This is a genomic window from Kosakonia oryzendophytica, from assembly GCF_900094925.1.
In the GTDB taxonomy this organism is placed as follows: domain Bacteria; phylum Pseudomonadota; class Gammaproteobacteria; order Enterobacterales; family Enterobacteriaceae; genus Kosakonia; species Kosakonia oryzendophytica.
In genome coordinates, this window is the sequence record NZ_FMAY01000011.1 from 96,928 (window position 1) to 113,426 (window position 16,499).

General features: G+C 55.4%; 17 protein-coding genes. 10 read left to right on the forward strand and 7 right to left on the reverse strand.

Annotated features, from left to right (window positions below; all coding sequences use genetic code 11):
- Window positions 1-73 precede the first annotated feature (73 nt).
- The 3 genes from xthA to GA0061071_RS17790 are packed head-to-tail and all read left to right on the forward strand — an operon-like array spanning window position 74 to window position 2,173.
- Window positions 74-880, forward strand: a complete 807-nt coding sequence (gene xthA, locus GA0061071_RS17780; RefSeq protein ID WP_061495040.1) for an exodeoxyribonuclease III — start codon at window positions 74-76, stop codon at window positions 878-880.
- A gap of 5 nt (window positions 881-885) precedes the next feature.
- Window positions 886-1,749, forward strand: a complete 864-nt coding sequence (locus GA0061071_RS17785) for a sulfurtransferase (protein WP_088236913.1) — start codon at window positions 886-888, stop codon at window positions 1,747-1,749.
- A gap of 7 nt (window positions 1,750-1,756) precedes the next feature.
- Window positions 1,757-2,173, forward strand: a complete 417-nt coding sequence (locus GA0061071_RS17790; protein ID WP_061495038.1) for a pyrimidine (deoxy)nucleoside triphosphate diphosphatase — start codon at window positions 1,757-1,759, stop codon at window positions 2,171-2,173.
- On the opposite strand, the gene GA0061071_RS17795 is transcribed toward GA0061071_RS17790, so the two are convergent.
- Complete coding sequence (locus tag GA0061071_RS17795) at window positions 2,139-2,426, reverse strand: DUF1496 domain-containing protein (RefSeq protein ID WP_061495037.1); 288 nt, start codon at window positions 2,424-2,426, stop codon at window positions 2,139-2,141. The two genes, GA0061071_RS17790 and GA0061071_RS17795, sit on opposite strands and share 35 nt — an antisense overlap.
- A gap of 235 nt (window positions 2,427-2,661) precedes the next feature.
- On the opposite strand from GA0061071_RS17795, the gene gdhA reads away from it, so the two are divergent.
- On the forward strand, window positions 2,662-4,005 hold the full coding sequence (gene gdhA / locus GA0061071_RS17800) for an NADP-specific glutamate dehydrogenase (protein WP_088236914.1): 1,344 nt from the start codon (window positions 2,662-2,664) through the stop codon (window positions 4,003-4,005).
- A gap of 53 nt (window positions 4,006-4,058) precedes the next feature.
- Here the strand turns inward: gdhA and GA0061071_RS17805 are convergent, their stop codons facing one another.
- Both GA0061071_RS17805 and selD read right to left on the reverse strand, forming a co-directional pair.
- Entirely contained in the window at window positions 4,059-5,999 is a 1,941-nt protein-coding gene (locus GA0061071_RS17805; RefSeq protein WP_061495034.1) for a DNA topoisomerase III, read from the reverse strand.
- A 4-nt stretch (window positions 6,000-6,003) separates the two neighbouring features.
- On the reverse strand, window positions 6,004-7,047 hold the full coding sequence (selD, locus tag GA0061071_RS17810) for a selenide, water dikinase SelD (protein WP_088236915.1): 1,044 nt from the start codon (window positions 7,045-7,047) through the stop codon (window positions 6,004-6,006).
- A 266-nt stretch (window positions 7,048-7,313) separates the two neighbouring features.
- On the opposite strand from selD, the gene phoC reads away from it, so the two are divergent.
- Window positions 7,314-8,060 carry an acid phosphatase PhoC gene (gene phoC, locus GA0061071_RS17815; protein ID WP_061495029.1) on the forward strand — a complete coding sequence of 249 codons (747 nt, stop codon included), beginning with the start codon at window positions 7,314-7,316 and terminating at the stop codon, window positions 8,058-8,060.
- A 58-nt stretch (window positions 8,061-8,118) separates the two neighbouring features.
- On the opposite strand, the gene GA0061071_RS17820 is transcribed toward phoC, so the two are convergent.
- Window positions 8,119-8,670: an NAD(P)H nitroreductase gene (locus GA0061071_RS17820; RefSeq protein WP_088236916.1), complete on the reverse strand. Its 552-nt coding sequence runs from the start codon at window positions 8,668-8,670 to the stop codon at window positions 8,119-8,121.
- Window positions 8,671-8,833: 163 nt separating this feature from the next.
- Between GA0061071_RS17820 and sppA the strand changes: the two genes are divergently transcribed.
- The 3 genes from sppA (at window position 8,834) to pncA (ending at window position 12,419) form a co-directional block, all read left to right on the forward strand.
- A complete protein-coding gene (gene sppA, locus GA0061071_RS17825) occupies window positions 8,834-10,687 on the forward strand; it encodes a signal peptide peptidase SppA (RefSeq protein WP_088236917.1) in 1,854 nt (617 codons plus the stop codon).
- 63 nt (window positions 10,688-10,750) lie between these two features.
- A complete protein-coding gene (gene ansA, locus GA0061071_RS17830) occupies window positions 10,751-11,767 on the forward strand; it encodes an asparaginase (protein WP_061499981.1) in 1,017 nt (338 codons plus the stop codon).
- Window positions 11,768-11,777: 10 nt separating this feature from the next.
- Window positions 11,778-12,419, forward strand: a complete 642-nt coding sequence (pncA, locus tag GA0061071_RS17835) for a bifunctional nicotinamidase/pyrazinamidase (RefSeq protein WP_061495022.1) — start codon at window positions 11,778-11,780, stop codon at window positions 12,417-12,419.
- A 68-nt stretch (window positions 12,420-12,487) separates the two neighbouring features.
- Here pncA and GA0061071_RS17840 read toward each other — a convergent pair whose 3' ends face one another.
- Window positions 12,488-12,763 carry a YeaC family protein gene (locus GA0061071_RS17840; protein WP_061495020.1) on the reverse strand — a complete coding sequence of 92 codons (276 nt, stop codon included), beginning with the start codon at window positions 12,761-12,763 and terminating at the stop codon, window positions 12,488-12,490.
- Between the two features lie 39 nt (window positions 12,764-12,802).
- Window positions 12,803-13,216, reverse strand: coding sequence for a peptide-methionine (R)-S-oxide reductase MsrB (gene msrB / locus GA0061071_RS17845; RefSeq protein WP_061495018.1), 414 nt, complete (start codon window positions 13,214-13,216; stop codon window positions 12,803-12,805).
- A gap of 342 nt (window positions 13,217-13,558) precedes the next feature.
- On the opposite strand from msrB, the gene gapA reads away from it, so the two are divergent.
- Both gapA and GA0061071_RS17855 read left to right on the forward strand, forming a co-directional pair.
- Entirely contained in the window at window positions 13,559-14,554 is a 996-nt protein-coding gene (gene gapA / locus GA0061071_RS17850) for a glyceraldehyde-3-phosphate dehydrogenase (RefSeq protein WP_061495017.1), read from the forward strand.
- Between the two features lie 75 nt (window positions 14,555-14,629).
- Complete coding sequence (locus tag GA0061071_RS17855) at window positions 14,630-15,514, forward strand: D-hexose-6-phosphate mutarotase (protein ID WP_061495015.1); 885 nt, start codon at window positions 14,630-14,632, stop codon at window positions 15,512-15,514.
- A gap of 43 nt (window positions 15,515-15,557) precedes the next feature.
- On the opposite strand, the gene GA0061071_RS17860 is transcribed toward GA0061071_RS17855, so the two are convergent.
- Window positions 15,558-16,415 carry an aldo/keto reductase gene (locus GA0061071_RS17860; RefSeq protein WP_061495013.1) on the reverse strand — a complete coding sequence of 286 codons (858 nt, stop codon included), beginning with the start codon at window positions 16,413-16,415 and terminating at the stop codon, window positions 15,558-15,560.
- Between the last annotated feature and the right edge of the window lie 84 nt (window positions 16,416-16,499).

The following is a 16,499-nucleotide window of genomic DNA, read 5'->3' on the forward strand; positions in this document are numbered from 1 at the left end:
AATAAGTGGCAGTTGCGAAACATAAACTCTGCTAACATCTTTGCATCTTTCACTCTGCTAAGTGGCTGCGACTATGAAATTCGTCTCTTTTAATATCAATGGCCTGCGCGCCCGACCTCACCAACTTGAAGCGCTTGTGGAACAGCATCAACCGGATGTTATCGGACTGCAGGAAACAAAAGTGCACGACGATATGTTTCCTCTCGAAGAGGTGGCGCGCCTTGGATACAACGTTTTTTACCACGGGCAGAAAGGCCACTATGGGGTCGCACTCCTGACCAAGGAGACCCCGGTTTCTGTACGTCGTGGTTTTCCGAACGACGGTGAAGAAGCCCAACGTCGCATTATTATGGCGGAGCTACCCTCGCCACTCGGCAATATCACCGTGATCAACGGCTACTTCCCGCAGGGCGAAAGCCGCGACCATCCACTGAAATTTCCGGCAAAAGAGAAGTTTTACCAGGATCTACAACAGTTCCTTGAAACCGAGCTGAAAAAAGAGAACCCGGTTTTAATCATGGGCGACATGAACATCAGTCCGACAGATCTGGACATTGGCATTGGTGAAGAGAACCGTAAACGCTGGCTGCGCACCGGAAAATGCTCATTCCTGCCGGAAGAGCGTGAATGGATGGATCGCCTGAAAGGCTGGGGACTGGTGGATACCTTCCGTGAAGCTCACCCGGACACGCAGGATCGCTTCTCGTGGTTTGACTACCGCTCCAAAGGCTTTGATGACAACCGCGGCTTGCGCATCGATTTGCTGCTGGCAAGCCAGCCGCTGGCGGAACGTTGCATCGAAACCGGAATCGACTACGACATCCGCAGCATGGAAAAACCCTCTGACCATGCACCGGTGTGGGCCAAATTTAAGGTCTGATCCGAATGTCACCACCGCGCCCACTCTCCCTGTGGGTCACGACACAGTGGCTGGATGATGTTCTCCGCCAGCACCAGACGCCCGCCAGCCTCGTCGGAGAATGGCGGTTGCTGGAAGTGGGCTGTGACCACGGAGCGGCATATCGCACCGGGCATATTGCCGGTGCAGGCTATATCGACACCCATGAAGTGGAAAGTCTGCCGTTGTGGAACGTGGTGCCGCCAGTTACCCTGCGGGCGGTGTTAGCACGACACGGACTGCGTTTTGATACGCAGGTGATTCTATATGGCCGCCAGAATTACGCGGCTGAGCGACTGGCGCATATTTTATTGTATGCCGGGGTACAAAACGTGCGCCTGCTGGATGGCGGCTGGCAATGCTGGCAACAGGCCGGGTTGGCGCAGATGGCTGGGCCATCTCCAAGGGTGATGCCACAGGATTTTGGTGCACCTCTTCCCGCGCAACCACAGTTGCTGCGTAATCTGGCGCAAACCCTCGCGTTGCGCCAACGTGGCGAGATCGTGCTGGTGAGCGTGCGCAGTTGGGCAGAGTTCAGCGGTGCGGTAAGCGGCTATGACTATATCGCCACTGCGGGTGATATTCCGGGCGCTCGCTGGGGACATGCAGAAGGTACAAGCCAGTATATCTGCGCCTATCACAACCCGGATGGCACCCTGCGCCCAGCGCAGGAGATCGCCGCATTGTGGGCAAAAGAGGCGATCTCCTCAGCACAGAGCGTGGTGTTTTATTGCGGCACCGGCTGGCGCGCCTCGCTTGCGTTTCTGGTTGCATGGTCACTTGGGTGGCAGGATATCGCCGTGTATGACGGTGGTTGGTTTGAGTGGAGTCAGCAGTATTACCGGGAATAATCTGGCAATGACAACAGTAAAAGCGCTTGATGTCGTGGCGGCGATCATTGAGCGCGATGGCAAAATCTTGCTTGCACAACGCCCCGCGCATGCGGATCAGGCCGGGTTATGGGAATTTGCCGGTGGGAAAGTGGAACCCGGCGAAAGCCAGCCGCAGGCGCTTGTGCGCGAACTGCGTGAAGAGCTGGGTATTGAGGCAGAACCGGCGAGCTATGTCGCCAGCCACCAGCGGGAAGTCTCCGGGCGCCTTATTACGCTGCACGCCTGGCATGTGGTGACTTTCAGCGGTGAACCTGTGCGGCATTACCACCGTGCGTTGATATGGTGTACGCCCGCCGAAGCCCTGCAACACGAACTGGCTCCGGCGGACCTCCCTTTACTGGACGCCTTTATGGCTTCACGCGCCGCCAGACCAGCGGATTAGTGGAGAGGGCTTTCTCATCACGCTGGCATTGCAGCAGCACGCCTTCCGTCTTGATCACCGCCCCTTCCGTATAGTTTTGATTGCCATACACGCAACACTGAAGACAAGGCTGCGTTGTTTGCGTCTGCCCGCCGGAACTGAATACTTCCGGGGGGATATTCACTTCAACGCCGGGCGACGGTAAGCGCTCAGCCAGCACACTACCGGATGCGGCAACCAGTACCACCGCAGCGATCCACCTGAAACGGGTCATAACCTGTCCTTTCTGATTAACTCCACGTAGTTACTATAACGGATCTATTTCGCAGGACTTTAATTTCCTCAGTCATCGCTTTTAGTTATGACATGAAGGCGGTTATTAATTTGCCTGGTGAGCGAATTTTTCCCTTGCGACCCTCCGCATTGCGGATGTTATAGTCCAAAAGCGCCGCTTTTTTGCGCACAACAACACAAAATCCCCACCTATACGATAAGAGAAATTTATATCTATGGATCAGACCCACTCTCTTGAATCATTTCTCACTTATGTTCAACAACGCGATCCACACCAGCCCGAGTTCTCCCAGGCCGTTCGTGAAGTTATGACAACCCTCTGGCCCTTCCTTGACGCAAACCCTCGCTACCGCCAGTTTTCGCTGCTGGAACGGCTGGTGGAGCCGGAGCGAATCATTCAGTTCCGTGTGGCCTGGGTTGATGACCGCAATCAGGTGCAGGTTAACCGCGCCTGGCGGGTACAGTTCAGCTCCGCTATCGGCCCGTACAAAGGCGGAATGCGTTTTCACCCTTCGGTGAACTTATCCATCCTCAAGTTCCTCGGCTTTGAGCAAACGTTCAAAAACGCCCTCACCACCCTGCCGATGGGCGGCGGTAAAGGTGGCAGCGATTTCGATCCTAAAGGCAAAAGTGAGGGTGAAGTGATGCGTTTCTGCCAGGCGCTGATCAGCGAACTCTATCGCCATCTGGGCGCGGATACCGACGTTCCCGCCGGGGATATCGGCGTCGGCGCACGTGAAGTCGGCTTTATGGCCGGGATGATGAAAAAACTCGCCAACAATACCGCCTGCGTTTTTACCGGCAAAGGACTCTCGTTTGGCGGTAGCCTGATCCGTCCGGAAGCCACGGGTTATGGACTGGTGTACTTTACCGAAGCCATGCTCAAGCGCCACGGCCTGGGTTTTGAAGGGCTGCGCGTTGCCGTCTCCGGTTCCGGTAACGTGGCGCAATACGCCATTGAAAAAGCGATGGCGTTTGGCGCACGGGTGATCACTGCCTCCGACTCTGCGGGTACGGTGGTGGATGAAGCGGGCTTTACTGCGGAAAAACTGGCACGGCTGTGTGAAATCAAAGCCAGTCGCGATGGACGCATTGCGGATTACGCCCGTGAATTCGGTCTGCCCTATCTGGCCGGCCAACAACCCTGGTCCGTGCCGGTGGATATCGCCCTGCCGTGTGCAACGCAAAATGAGTTGGGTACCGATGCCGCGCGCATGCTTATCGCCAACGGTGTAAAAGCAGTCGCGGAAGGGGCAAACATGCCAACCACCATCGAAGCCACAGAGCTGTTCCTTGATGCGGGCGTGCTGTTTGCGCCGGGCAAAGCCGCCAATGCAGGGGGCGTCGCCACTTCAGGTCTCGAAATGGCGCAAAATGCCGCCCGTCAGGGCTGGAAGGCCGAAAAAGTGGATGCCCGCTTGCACCATATCATGCTTGATATTCACCAGGCCTGCGTGGAGTACGGCGGAGAGGGTAAACAGACTCACTATGTGCGCGGCGCCAACATTGCGGGCTTTGTCAAAGTCGCCGATGCGATGATGGCGCAGGGCGTGATTTAAACCCGCCACCGCAGGCCGGATGGCGGCATCAATGCCTTATCCGGTCTGTGGTGTTATGACACCGCCGCGTCTGCCGGAGGCAGCTGTTTCTTCCCCCGGGTTTTAGCAAAGGTTTTCTTTTTCTTCTCTGCACCTGGCGCTACCAGCCCACGAAACTGACGCACTGGCGTGTTGCGCGCCTGGTGAATCAACTCATGTAATGTGCCGACCAGTGGTTGCATAAAGTCCTGATAGCGGCACTCTTTTTCACTGATTTGCGTCAGCACCGACTCCCAGTGTGCGGTCATGTCCGGACGCGCCGCCATTTCCGGCAAGGAGTGTATCAGCGCCCGACCGGGATCGGTCGAATGAATATAGCGCCCCTTCTTCACCAGAAACCCGCGTTTAAACAACAGCTCAATGATCCCGGCGCGGGTCGCTTCCGTACCCAAACCATCGGTAGCACGCAGGATCTTTTTCAGGTCCTTATCCTGCACAAAACGCGCGATACCGGTCATCGCGGAAAGCAGCGTGGCATCGGTAAAATGGCGCGGCGGCTGAGTCTGGCGCTCCACCACTTCGCCCTTTTCACACAGCAGCTCATCGCCTTTTGCGACCACCGGCAGCGGTGTGCCGTCGTTCTCTTCATCACGCTCTTTTGCGCCTAACAACGTGCGCCAGCCCGCTTCCGCGAGGAACCGCGCTTTGGCGATAAACTTACCGTTGGCGATATCGAGATCGATCTGGCATTTGCGGAATACCGCATCCGGGCAGAATTGCATCAGATACTGGCGGGCCACCAAATTGTAGATATTGGCTTCGTTGTCGGTGAGATTCACCTTTGAGGCGCGCGCGGTAGGAATAATGGCATGGTGCGCATCGACTTTTTTATCGTCCCAGCAGCGGTTGCGGGTATCCGGGTTCACCACCGGTTGCGGCAGTAGATCCGGCGCGTGCGCGCCAATGGCGTTCATCACCGCATGCCGCCCGGCATAGTGCTCTTCCGGCAGATAACGGCAGTCCGAACGCGGATAGGTAATAAGCTTATGGGTTTCGTACAACTTCTGGCAGATATCCAGCACGGTCTGCGCACTGAGCCCGTAACGCTTTGCGGCTTCAATTTGCAGTGCCGAAAGGGAGAACGGCAACGGTGCCAGTTCTGATTCCCGTTTATCGTTATAAGCTGTAACAAAGGCGGGCTGACCGTTGATGCGGTTGACCACATGCTCCGCCAGCGGGCGATGCAACAAGCGCCCCTCTTCATCCTGGTAAGGTTCGCAGGCCTCACTCGGCTGCCAGAGCGCGGTAAAACGCTCTCCGGCGGGCGTAACGATATGCGCTTTGACTTCGAAGAAATCTTTCGCCACGAAGTTTTCAATCTCTTCGTCGCGACGCACCACCAGCCCCAGCACTGGCGTCTGCACGCGCCCCACCGACAGCACGCCCTGATACCCCGCATTACGGCCGAGCAAGGTATAAGCGCGGGTCATATTAATGCCGTACAGCCAGTCCGCACGCGCACGCGCAAGCGCCGAGACGCACAGCGGAATAAATTCGCTGTTCGCCCGCAAACGCTCGATCGCACGTTCCACCGCCTGTGGGTTCAGATCGTTAATCAGGCAACGCTGCACCTGCTGGCGTTTTTCCGGGGCCAGTTGCAGATAATCAATCACTTCATCAACCAGCAATTGCCCTTCACGATCCGGGTCACCTGCGTGCACCACCTGCTCCGCGTCGGCCAGCAGCCGTTTGATAACGTTGATTTGTTTCAACACTGACGGGCGTGGCTGCAACTGCCACTTTTCCGGCACGATCGGTAAATCCGCCAGATTCCAGCGCGCATAGCGACTGTCGTAGGCATCGGGCTGCGCCTGTTCCAGCAGATGACCAATACACCAGGTCACTACCTGTCCATTACCGCACTCAATATAGCCGTCACCTTTGCGATGCGGCTTTGGCAGCACATCAGCGATGGCGCGGGCCAGACTGGGCTTTTCGGCAATAAATAACCGCATCGAATTAACGGATCTCAATCATCGGACGACCACCGCGCGCGCCGACAAGCTCACCAATGGCGCTCAGCTCAATACCATATTCTGCCGCCGTCGCTTTGACCTCGGCTTCGGCATCCGGCAACACGGCGAGCAGCAAACCGCCGGAGGTTTGCGGATCGCACAGCAAATCACGCACATCCGCAGACATCTCCCCCATCAGGTGCCCGTAACTGGCAAAGTTACGCTGGGTGCCGCCTGGCACCGCACCTTGTGCGATATACGCTTCCACGCCCGGCAATTTCGGTACGTCCTGATACCAGACCTGCGCCTGTACGCCCGCGCCCTGGCACATTTCGCTCAGGTGACCCAGCAGGCCAAAACCGGTGACATCAGTCATCGCTTTCACCCCATCAATACCGGCAAAGGCCGCCCCGGCGACGTTCATCCGGCACATTACTTCTGTCGCCAGTCCTTTATGTTCCTCTTTCAGCAGGGATTTTTTCTCGGCGGTGGTCAACACGCCAATACCCAGCGGTTTGGTGAGGAAAAGTTTGCAGCCTGCCTGCGCGGTGCTGTTTTTCTTCACCCGCTCCGTCGGCACCACGCCGGTCACCGCGAGGCCAAAAATCGGTTCCGGTGCATCAATGGAGTGACCGCCCGCCAGCGCAATCCCCGCCTGCTGGCAGGCAAAACGCCCACCGTCGATCACTTCACGGGCGATCTCCGGTGCCAGTTTACTGATTGGCCAGCCAAGAATCGCAATCGCCATGATCGGTTTACCGCCCATGGCAAAGATATCGCTGATGGCGTTCGTCGCTGCAATGCGACCGAAATCGAAGGGGTTATCGACAATAGGCATGAAAAAATCGGTGGTGCTGATAATGCAGGTGCCGTTACCCAGATCGTACACCGCCGCATCATCGCGTGTTTCGTTGCCGACAAGCAGGTTCGGGTCGAGAAACTTCGCCTGTTCGCTGTGCAGAATGGTATCCAGCACTTTGGGGGAAATTTTACAACCGCAACCGGCTCCGTGGCTGTATTGCGTTAAACGAATTGCTTGCTCGCTCATGGACATCTCCTGTCATTGCAATCCCGCTATGGTAGCGCCCAAACGGTAAGCTGATAAGTCTGGCAATCTGAATTCGCGCGCTATTGCTCATTAAGCGAACGAAAGCCACCCTTGTCACATCTGTTTTTCCGTCGCGTCTGCCGCCAGCGTGAATTCATCGGCCATTTTGCGAGCGACGCCAAGTTTATTTTTTACGAATTGTGACAGAAAGATGACAGAGCCTGAAAGGGCGACGGACATTATCCAACACCAAGGAACCATGGCGAATGAAAAAAAATATTCTCGCATTTTGTCTTGCCAGCCTGCTTTCTACCAGCGCACTGGCGCTGGTGCCTGCGGGCAACGACGCCACCACCAAACCCGATCTTTACTACCTGAAAAACGCCCAGGCTATCGACAGCCTTGCCCTGCTGCCACCGCCGCCGGAAGTGGGCAGCATTGCTTTCCTGAACGATCAGGCCATGTATGAACAGGGCCGTTTGATACGTAACACCGAACGAGGTAAACAGGCTGCCGAAGACGCCAACCTGAGCGCAGGCGGCGTGGCGAACGCCTTCTCTGCCGCGTTTGGCTCGCCAATTACCGAAAAAGAAGCACCGCAGTTGCATAAGCTGCTGACCAACATGATTGAAGATGCTGGCGATCTGGCCACCCGCGGCGCCAAACAGAAGTACATGCGCATTCGCCCGTTTGCCTTCTACGGTGTACCGACCTGCAACACCAAAGAGCAGGATACGCTGGCGAAAAACGGTTCCTATCCTTCCGGTCACACGTCGATCGGCTGGGCAACCGCGCTGGTGCTCGCCGAGATCAATCCGCAAAGGCAGGATCAAATCCTGAAACGTGGTTACGATCTCGGGCAAAGTCGGGTGATTTGTGGCTACCACTGGCAGAGTGATGTGGATGCTGCGCGTATCGTTGGCTCAGCGGTCGTGGCGACGCTGCACACCAACCCGGCCTTCCAGCAGCAGTTGCAGAAAGCGAAAGACGAATTTGCCGCTCAACGCAAATAAGCCTTCAGAATGGCCCGGCGGCGTAACGCTGACCGGGCCAGCAAACGCTGTTTTTGGTTCAGAAATGCGTCACAAATGGCGCGGTATCCGGCACGCTGACCGTGGTTGAGGCTTTTAACTGCGGAGTGCCAAGATAAAGGAAACCAACAATTTTATCCTGTTCGCCACAGTCGAACGCTTCGCGCACCACCGGGCTGTCGGTCAACGGGCCGGTACGCCAGATCCCATTAAATCCCTGCGCCAGCGCAGCCATTTGCATCGCCATCACAGCGCAACCCGCCGAGAGCAGTTGCTCCCACTGCGGGACTTTGTGATGTTCCTGGCATTTTGCCACCACGGCAATAATCAGCGGCGCGCGAAACGGTGAGGTGCGCGCTTTTTCAATGCCCTTCTCATCCTGACCGGCTGCAATCGCCCCTTTCTCCAGCGTCTGGCTGAAGCGCTCGCGTCCTTCGCCCTCAATGACAAAGAAATGCCACGGTTGCAACGTGCCGTGATCCGGCGCACGCATACCTGCGCGCAAAATGTTATCCAGTTGTTCACCCACCGGGGCCGGTTCCGCCAGCCGGGAAGCACTGCGACGGTTGACGAGAAGTTCTAGTGCATCCATTAGTTAAACTCCTGTATTGAAATTTGTTCATAAAATTAACACGCGCGTAGAATTTGTTACAGCGCCGGAGGCGATTCCTGCTGACAAGTTGCAGCAGGGTAATTAGGATAACCACACTTTGCCGCTCAGGGCAGCGGTGGGCGTTAACTACCAGGGAGAATACATGCGAACCCTTTGGCGTTTTATTGCCGGTTTTTTTAAATGGGCCTGGCGATTGCTGAGTTTTATCCGCAATCTGGTGCTGAACCTGTTCTTTATCCTGTTGGTGCTGGTCGGTGTGGGCATCTGGATGCAACTCAGCGCCGGCAAAGCCGAGCACAGCAGCCGTGGGGCCTTGCTGCTGGACATTTCCGGCGTGGTCGTCGATAAACCCAGCACCAGCAGCCGGTTGGGTGCGCTTGGTCGTCAGTTCTTTGGCGCCAGCTCCGATCGCCTGCAAGAGAACTCCTTGTTCGATATCGTCGAAACCATTCGCCAGGCTCAGGCCGATCGCAATATCACCGGTATTGTAATGGACCTGAAGAACTTTGCCGGGGCCGACCAGCCATCCATGCAATATATCGGCAAAGCGCTGCGTGCATTCCGCGACAGCGGTAAACCGGTCTATGCCGTGGCGGATAACTACAGCCAGGGTCAGTATTACCTTGCCAGTTTTGCCAATAAAATCTGGCTCTCACCGCAGGGCGTGGTCGATTTGCACGGTTTCGCCACGAACGGCCTGTATTACAAGTCACTGCTGGATAAGCTCAAAGTCACCACCCATGTGTTCCGCGTCGGCACGTATAAATCCGCCGTTGAACCGTTTATTCGTGACGATATGTCGCCAGCTGCGCGTGACGCAGATAGCCGCTGGATTAACGAGCTGTGGCAAAACTATCTCAATACCGTAGCCGCTAACCGTCAGATCACTGCACAGCAGGTGTTCCCGGGTGCGCAAGCGATGCTGGATGGTCTGCGTAAAGTCGATGGCGACACCGCAAAATATGCGCTGGATAATAAGCTGGTGGACGAGTTGGGTTCCGCCGCCGAGGCGGAAAAAGCGCTGGTGAAACAGTTTGGCTGGAGCAGTGAAGATAAGAACTTCCGTGCCGTCAGCTTCTATGATTACCCGCTGAAGACCCCAAGCGATGTGGGCGATACCGTGGCGGTGATTTTTGCCAATGGTGCCATCATGGATGGCGAAGAAACACCAGGGAACGTGGGCGGTGATACTACCGCTTCGCAAATCCGCGATGCGCGTCTGGATCCGAAGGTGAAAGCTATCGTGCTGCGCGTTAACAGTCCGGGCGGCAGCGTCAGCGCCTCTGAAGTTATCCGTTCAGAACTGGCGGCAGCAAAAGCCTCCGGCAAACCGGTGGTGGTGTCGATGGGCGGGATGGCGGCCTCCGGTGGCTACTGGATTTCGACGCCGGCGAGCTACATTCTGGCAAACCCGAGTACATTGACCGGCTCAATTGGTATCTTCGGCGTGATCAATACGCTGGAAAACAGCCTCGACAGCATTGGCGTGCATACCGATGGCGTGGCGACATCGCCGCTGGCAGATATCAGCATGACCAAAGCGTTGCCGACGGAAGTGCAACAGATGATGCAGATCAGCATCGAAAACGGCTACAAACGCTTTATCACGCTGGTCGCCCAGTCACGTAACAGCACGCCGGAACAGATCGATAAGATTGCTCAGGGTCACGTCTGGACCGGCCAGGACGCCAAAGCCAACGGTCTGGTTGACGGGCTGGGTGATTTCGATGACGCGCTGGCAAAAGCCGCTGAACTGGCAAAACTCAAACAGTGGCATGTGGACTATTACGAAGAAGAGCCGAGCTTCTTTGACCGGGTGATGGACAGCATGTCCGGTTCCGTTCGCGCCATGCTACCGCAGGCATTACAGGCTTATCTGCCTGCGCCGCTGGCCAGCGCCGCGCTGGAAGTAAAAAATGAAACCGATAAGCTGGCGGTGTTCAACGATCCGCAAAATCGTTATGCGCTCTGTCTGAACTGCGCCAATATCCGTTAACATATCCCTACGCGTCCCCTCCCTATGGAGGGGATTTTTTTGATGCCGCAAGAACCGATAATTATGCCAAAAAAATCCATTTACGTTGCTTACACTGGCGGGACCATTGGTATGCAACGCTCCGAACACGGCTATGTGCCGGTATCTGGCCACCTGCAACGCCAGCTGGCGCTGATGCCTGAATTCCACCGTCCGGAAATGCCCGACTTTACCATTCACGAATATGATCCGCTGATGGACTCCTCCGATATGACGCCGGAAGACTGGCAACATATCGCTGACGATATCAAAGCGCATTACGACGAGTACGATGGTTTTGTCATTCTGCACGGCACTGACACTATGGCCTACACCGCGTCAGCACTGTCGTTTATGTTGGAAAATCTCGGCAAACCGGTAATTGTGACAGGGTCACAAATACCGCTGGCAGAGCTACGCTCAGACGGTCAAATCAATCTGCTCAACGCGCTGTACGTGGCAGCAAATTTTCCGATCAACGAAGTCTCACTGTTCTTCAATAATCGTCTGTTCCGGGGTAACCGCACTACCAAAGCCCATGCCGACGGTTTTGATGCTTTTGCTTCGCCGAACCTCGCTCCGTTGCTTGAAGCCGGTATCCATATTCGCCGTCTCGGTACGCCACCCGCCCCGCACACCTCTGGTGAACTGGTGGTGCATCCCATTACGCCGCAGCCGATTGGCGTGGTGACCATCTACCCGGGGATTTCCGCCGATGTGGTGCGCAACTTCCTGCGCCAGCCAGTTAAAGCACTAATCCTCCGCTCTTATGGCGTGGGTAACGCGCCACAAAATGGCGAATTTCTCCGCGAACTGCAAGAAGCAAGCGAACGCGGCATCGTGGTGGTGAACCTCACGCAGTGTATGTCCGGCAAGGTGAATATGGGCGGTTACGCCACCGGCAACGCCCTCGCCCATGCGGGCGTGATTGGCGGTGCGGATATGACGGTGGAAGCCACGCTGACTAAACTTCACTATCTGTTAAGCCAGGATTTGGACGCCGACGCGATCCGTACCGCGATGACGCAAAACCTGCGTGGTGAACTGACACCGGACGAGTGAGGAGAGAGCGATGACGCAACGCGCACTGCTGTTGGTGGATATTCAGAATGATTTCTGCGCGGGCGGCGCACTGGCTGTTGCTGAAGGCGACAGCACCGTGGATGTCGCCAACGCCATGATGGCGTGGTGTGGCGCGCGTGGAGACGCCGTGGTCGCCAGCCTCGACTGGCACCCGGCAGATCATGGCAGCTTCGCCAGTCAGCATAGCGTTCCGCCCTTTAGCCAGGGCAAGCTGGATGGGTTAGAGCAAACCTTCTGGCCGGATCACTGCGTGCAGAACAGCGCTGGCGCGGAACTGCATCCGTTGCTCAGGCAACAGGCTATCGATGCAGTGTTTCATAAAGGTGAAAATCCGCTGATTGACAGTTACAGCGCGTTTTTCGATAACGGTCACCGGCAGAAAACCGCGCTGGACGGCTGGTTGCGTCAGCATGGCATCACCGAGCTGATAGTGCTGGGATTAGCTACCGATTACTGCGTCAAATTCACCGTACTCGATGCCCTGCAACTGGGTTACCAGGTCAATGTGATCACGGATGGCTGCCGTGGCGTGAATCTGGATCCGCAGGATAGTCCGCAGGCATTTATGGCAATGGCTGCGGCAGGCGCCACACTTTATACGCTGGCGGACTGGCAGGAAACGCAGCGCTGATTGTGCCAGAACACGCGTCAGGCGGAAGTGCGCTTCTGCCTGACTTTTCCTGGCGGGGCACCGTGCGATTATGACTTGAACGTCGCTATCGGTTTTACCGCAATGCCAAAATCTTCTTTCAGTTGCTGCTTGCTCTTCATCACCATCTGCCCGTTGGTATCGATAGTCATGTGTTGCGCATCGGTGTTATTTCGCGCCTGCCACAACATCACCAGTTGCAAGCTGTTCTCTTTTTGCTCCGGCGTCAGCGCGACGCCATCCGGCCATTTGCCTAACTCTACGGCGGTCACCAGACGCTGGTAGATCTCCGGCGTCATACTGTTAACGATTTGATCAACACTCATCCTGTTTAACTCCAATGGAATAATCGCTGAATCGATTTTTCAACCGCGTGTCTGGTCACCATTTTCCTCGTCGGTGAAGCTCAACGACGCGGAGTTGACGCAATAACGCTCACCAGTAGGTTGTGGCCCGTCCGGAAACACATGACCGAGATGGGCGTCACATTTCCCGCAGCGAATTTCCACGCGCTGCATACCATGAGAATAATCGTTGAGATAGCGGATAGCCTCTTCGCTCACCGGTTCGAAAAAGCTCGGCCAACCGCAGCCGGAATCATATTTGGTCTGAGAATGAAACAGCGCGGCATCGCACACCAGACAGTGATACACGCCGTCGCGTTTGTTATGCAGCAGACGTCCGGTAAACGGCGGTTCAGTGCCGTGGTTTTGCGTCACGTAAAACTGCATTTCCGTCAGATCTTTTTTCAGGTCGTTTTCAGAAGAATTATTCGCCATTTGCTCACATCTCACGCTAAAAAATCGACAACTTTTCAGCCCAATTCTAACAAAACATTAACACTCAGGTGTTAACTTTTGTTCTAAACTTAGCAGTTGCGTTAAAGCAGCCGGGGAATTGTGAGTGGCTTCACATTTTTCTCCTGTCTGACCTTTAAAATTCCGGGCGACGTCCCCATGTGTGGACATGCTCAAAGGAAGAGTGAGGCGAGTCAGTCGAACAAAGGTTATGCGGAGGATTGATTTGTCGCAATGATTGACACGATTCCGCTTGACGCTGCGTAAGGTTTTTGTAATTTTACAGCCAACCTTTTATTCACTAACAAATAGCTGGTGGAATATATGACTATCAAAGTAGGTATCAACGGTTTTGGCCGTATCGGTCGCATTGTTTTCCGTGCTGCTCAGGAACGTTCTGACATCGAAATCGTTGGTATCAACGATCTGTTGGACGCTGAATACATGGCGTACATGCTGAAATATGACTCCACTCACGGCCGTTTCAACGGTACCGTAGAAGTGAAAGACGGCCACCTGGTTGTTAACGGCAAAACCATCCGTGTTACTGCTGAGAAAGACCCGGCTAACCTGAAATGGAACGAAATCGGTGTTGACGTTGTTGCTGAAGCGACCGGTATCTTCCTGACCGACGAAACTGCACGTAAACACATCACCGCTGGTGCGAAAAAAGTTGTTCTGACTGGCCCGTCCAAAGACAACACCCCGATGTTTGTACGCGGTGCTAACTTCGAAACTTACGCTGGCCAGGACATCGTTTCCAACGCATCCTGCACCACCAACTGCCTGGCTCCGCTGGCAAAAGTTATCAACGACAACTTCGGTATCATCGAAGGTCTGATGACCACTGTTCACGCGACCACTGCAACCCAGAAAACCGTTGACGGCCCGTCTCACAAAGACTGGCGCGGCGGCCGCGGCGCAGCACAGAACATCATCCCGTCCTCTACCGGTGCTGCTAAAGCAGTAGGTAAAGTACTGCCGGAACTGAACGGCAAACTGACTGGTATGGCGTTCCGCGTTCCGACTCCGAACGTATCCGTTGTTGACCTGACCGTTCGTCTGGAAAAAGCAGCGTCCTACGAAGAAATCAAGAAAGCCATCAAAGCCGCGTCTGAAGGCCCGATGAAAGGCGTTCTGGGTTACACCGAAGACGACGTTGTTTCTACCGATTTCAACGGCGAAGTGTGCACTTCCGTGTTCGATGCTAAAGCGGGTATCGCACTGAACGACAACTTCGTGAAACTGGTTTCCTGGTACGACAACGAAACTGGCTACTCCAACAAAGTTCTGGACCTGATCGCTCACATCTCCAAATAAGTTGAGATGAGAACATGATCTGAAAGAGCGACTTCGGTCGCTCTTTTTTTGTTTTGAAGACAGAGGATTGCGTTAATGATTAATAAAATTTTTGCACTTCCGGTAGTCGAACAAATTACCCCTGTTCTTTCCCGTCGCAAAATGGACGACCTGGATGTGATCGTTGTTGACCATCCGCAGGTAAAAGGTTCCTTCGCCCTGCAGGGCGCGCATCTGCTCTCCTGGAAGCCACAAGGTGAAGAAGAAGTGTTGTGGCTGAGCGGCAATACCCCGTTTAAAAACGGCGTCGCACTGCGTGGCGGCGTACCCGTATGCTGGCCATGGTTTGGCCCAGCCAAACAGCAAGGGCTGCCTGCGCACGGTTTTGCGCGTAATCTGCCATGGGTGCTGAAGGCCCATAACGAAGACGCCGCGGGCGTGGTACTGACATTTGAACTGCAAAGCAGCGATGCCTCTCGCAAATTCTGGCCGCACGACTTCACGCTGTATGCCCGTTATAAGCTGGGCGCAACCTGCGAAATGGAGCTGGAAGCCCACGGTGAATTTGAAACCACATCGGCCCTGCATACCTATTTCAACGTTGGCGATATCGCAGCGGTGAAAGTCAGCGGGCTGGGCGATCGCTTGATTGATAAAGTGAATGACGCCAAAGAAGATGTGCTGGCCGACGGTGTACAGACGTTCCCGGACCGTACCGATCGCGTCTATCTGAACGCAGAAGCCTGCAGCGTGATTCATGACGATGCGCTGAACCGTAAGATTGAAGTGATCCACAGCCATAATGCCAACGTGGTGGCATGGAACCCTGGCCCGGCGCTGTCCGCCAGCATGGCTGACATGCCAGATGACGGCTACAAGACCTTTGTCTGTGTGGAATCGGTCAATGCGACCGTACCGCAGAAAACCACCGAAGAGAAACCGTCCCGCCTGGCGCAGACTATCCGCGTGGTGAAACGTTAACCACTGTGCTTACCCTCTCCCAGCGGAGAGGGTAAAAAACGCATTACACCACATCCAGCGGCGTTTTACGGTTTGGCGCCGGGAAGGCTTTATCCAGTCGGGACAGCTCATCAGGACTTAACGTAATGCCCAATGCCGCCGCATTTTCTTCTACGTGCGCAATGCTTGCCGCTTTCGGAATGGCGATCACGCCCTGATGACTGACAACCCACGCCAGCAAAATTTGCGCCGCGCTTGCGCCATGCACATGGGCAATATCCTGCACCACGTGGTTTTCCAGCAGGCCGTCCCGCAGACGTCCCGCCTGCGCCAGGGGGCAATATGCCATTACCGGCATCCCTTGTTGCTGGCACCACGGCAGCAGATCATATTCAATACCACGCGATCCCAGGTGATATAGCACCTGATCGGTGGCACACGCGTTCCCTCCGGTCACGCGGAAAAGCTCCTGCATATCGCCATAGTCAAGATTGGAGACGCCCCAGCGGCGAATTTTCCCCTGCTGCATCAGCGTTTCCATCACGTCGACGGTTTCCGCGAGTGAATAATTACCGCGCCAGTGCAGCAGATAGAGATCGAGATAATCGGTCTTCAGACGGCGCAAGCTGGCTTCGCACGCAGCAATAGCTTTCTTGCCACCGGCATTCCACGGGTAGACTTTGGAAACCAGAAAGACTTTATCGCGCAGGCCGCCCTGTAATGCGTCGCCAACCACCTCTTCCGCACCGCCGTCGGCATACATCTCCGCCGTATCGATAAGCGTCAGTCCCCGTTCGACGCCCGCCCGCAGTGCATCAACCTCGGACTTACGCAGCCGCGCATTCTCGCCCATATACCAGGTTCCCTGGCCCACGGCGGGGAGAGTAACCTGACCTGTAAACGTGACGTTTTTCTCTGCCATACCATCCTCCTGCGATAAACGCACCAGCGTAAAGCAAAACAGGGCCGAAGGCCCTGTTTTGATGCACAGATTGCACTGTTAAGG

Bases quoted from the DNA above. Each gene is read 5' to 3' on its own strand.
- xthA (WP_061495040.1), top strand. From the start codon at position 74: ATGAAATTCGTCTCTTTTAATATCAATGGCCTGCGCGCCCGACCTCAC.
- GA0061071_RS17785 (WP_088236913.1), top strand. From the start codon at position 886: ATGTCACCACCGCGCCCACTCTCCCTGTGGGTCACGACACAGTGGCTG.
- GA0061071_RS17790 (WP_061495038.1), top strand. From the start codon at position 1,757: ATGACAACAGTAAAAGCGCTTGATGTCGTGGCGGCGATCATTGAGCGC.
- GA0061071_RS17795 (WP_061495037.1), bottom strand. From the start codon at position 2,426: ATGACCCGTTTCAGGTGGATCGCTGCGGTGGTACTGGTTGCCGCATCC.
- gdhA (WP_088236914.1), top strand. From the start codon at position 2,662: ATGGATCAGACCCACTCTCTTGAATCATTTCTCACTTATGTTCAACAA.
- GA0061071_RS17805 (WP_061495034.1), bottom strand. From the start codon at position 5,999: ATGCGGTTATTTATTGCCGAAAAGCCCAGTCTGGCCCGCGCCATCGCT.
- selD (WP_088236915.1), bottom strand. From the start codon at position 7,047: ATGAGCGAGCAAGCAATTCGTTTAACGCAATACAGCCACGGAGCCGGT.
- phoC (WP_061495029.1), top strand. From the start codon at position 7,314: ATGAAAAAAAATATTCTCGCATTTTGTCTTGCCAGCCTGCTTTCTACC.
- GA0061071_RS17820 (WP_088236916.1), bottom strand. From the start codon at position 8,670: ATGGATGCACTAGAACTTCTCGTCAACCGTCGCAGTGCTTCCCGGCTG.
- sppA (WP_088236917.1), top strand. From the start codon at position 8,834: ATGCGAACCCTTTGGCGTTTTATTGCCGGTTTTTTTAAATGGGCCTGG.
- ansA (WP_061499981.1), top strand. From the start codon at position 10,751: ATGCCAAAAAAATCCATTTACGTTGCTTACACTGGCGGGACCATTGGT.
- pncA (WP_061495022.1), top strand. From the start codon at position 11,778: ATGACGCAACGCGCACTGCTGTTGGTGGATATTCAGAATGATTTCTGC.
- GA0061071_RS17840 (WP_061495020.1), bottom strand. From the start codon at position 12,763: ATGAGTGTTGATCAAATCGTTAACAGTATGACGCCGGAGATCTACCAG.
- msrB (WP_061495018.1), bottom strand. From the start codon at position 13,216: ATGGCGAATAATTCTTCTGAAAACGACCTGAAAAAAGATCTGACGGAA.
- gapA (WP_061495017.1), top strand. From the start codon at position 13,559: ATGACTATCAAAGTAGGTATCAACGGTTTTGGCCGTATCGGTCGCATT.
- GA0061071_RS17855 (WP_061495015.1), top strand. From the start codon at position 14,630: ATGATTAATAAAATTTTTGCACTTCCGGTAGTCGAACAAATTACCCCT.
- GA0061071_RS17860 (WP_061495013.1), bottom strand. From the start codon at position 16,415: ATGGCAGAGAAAAACGTCACGTTTACAGGTCAGGTTACTCTCCCCGCC.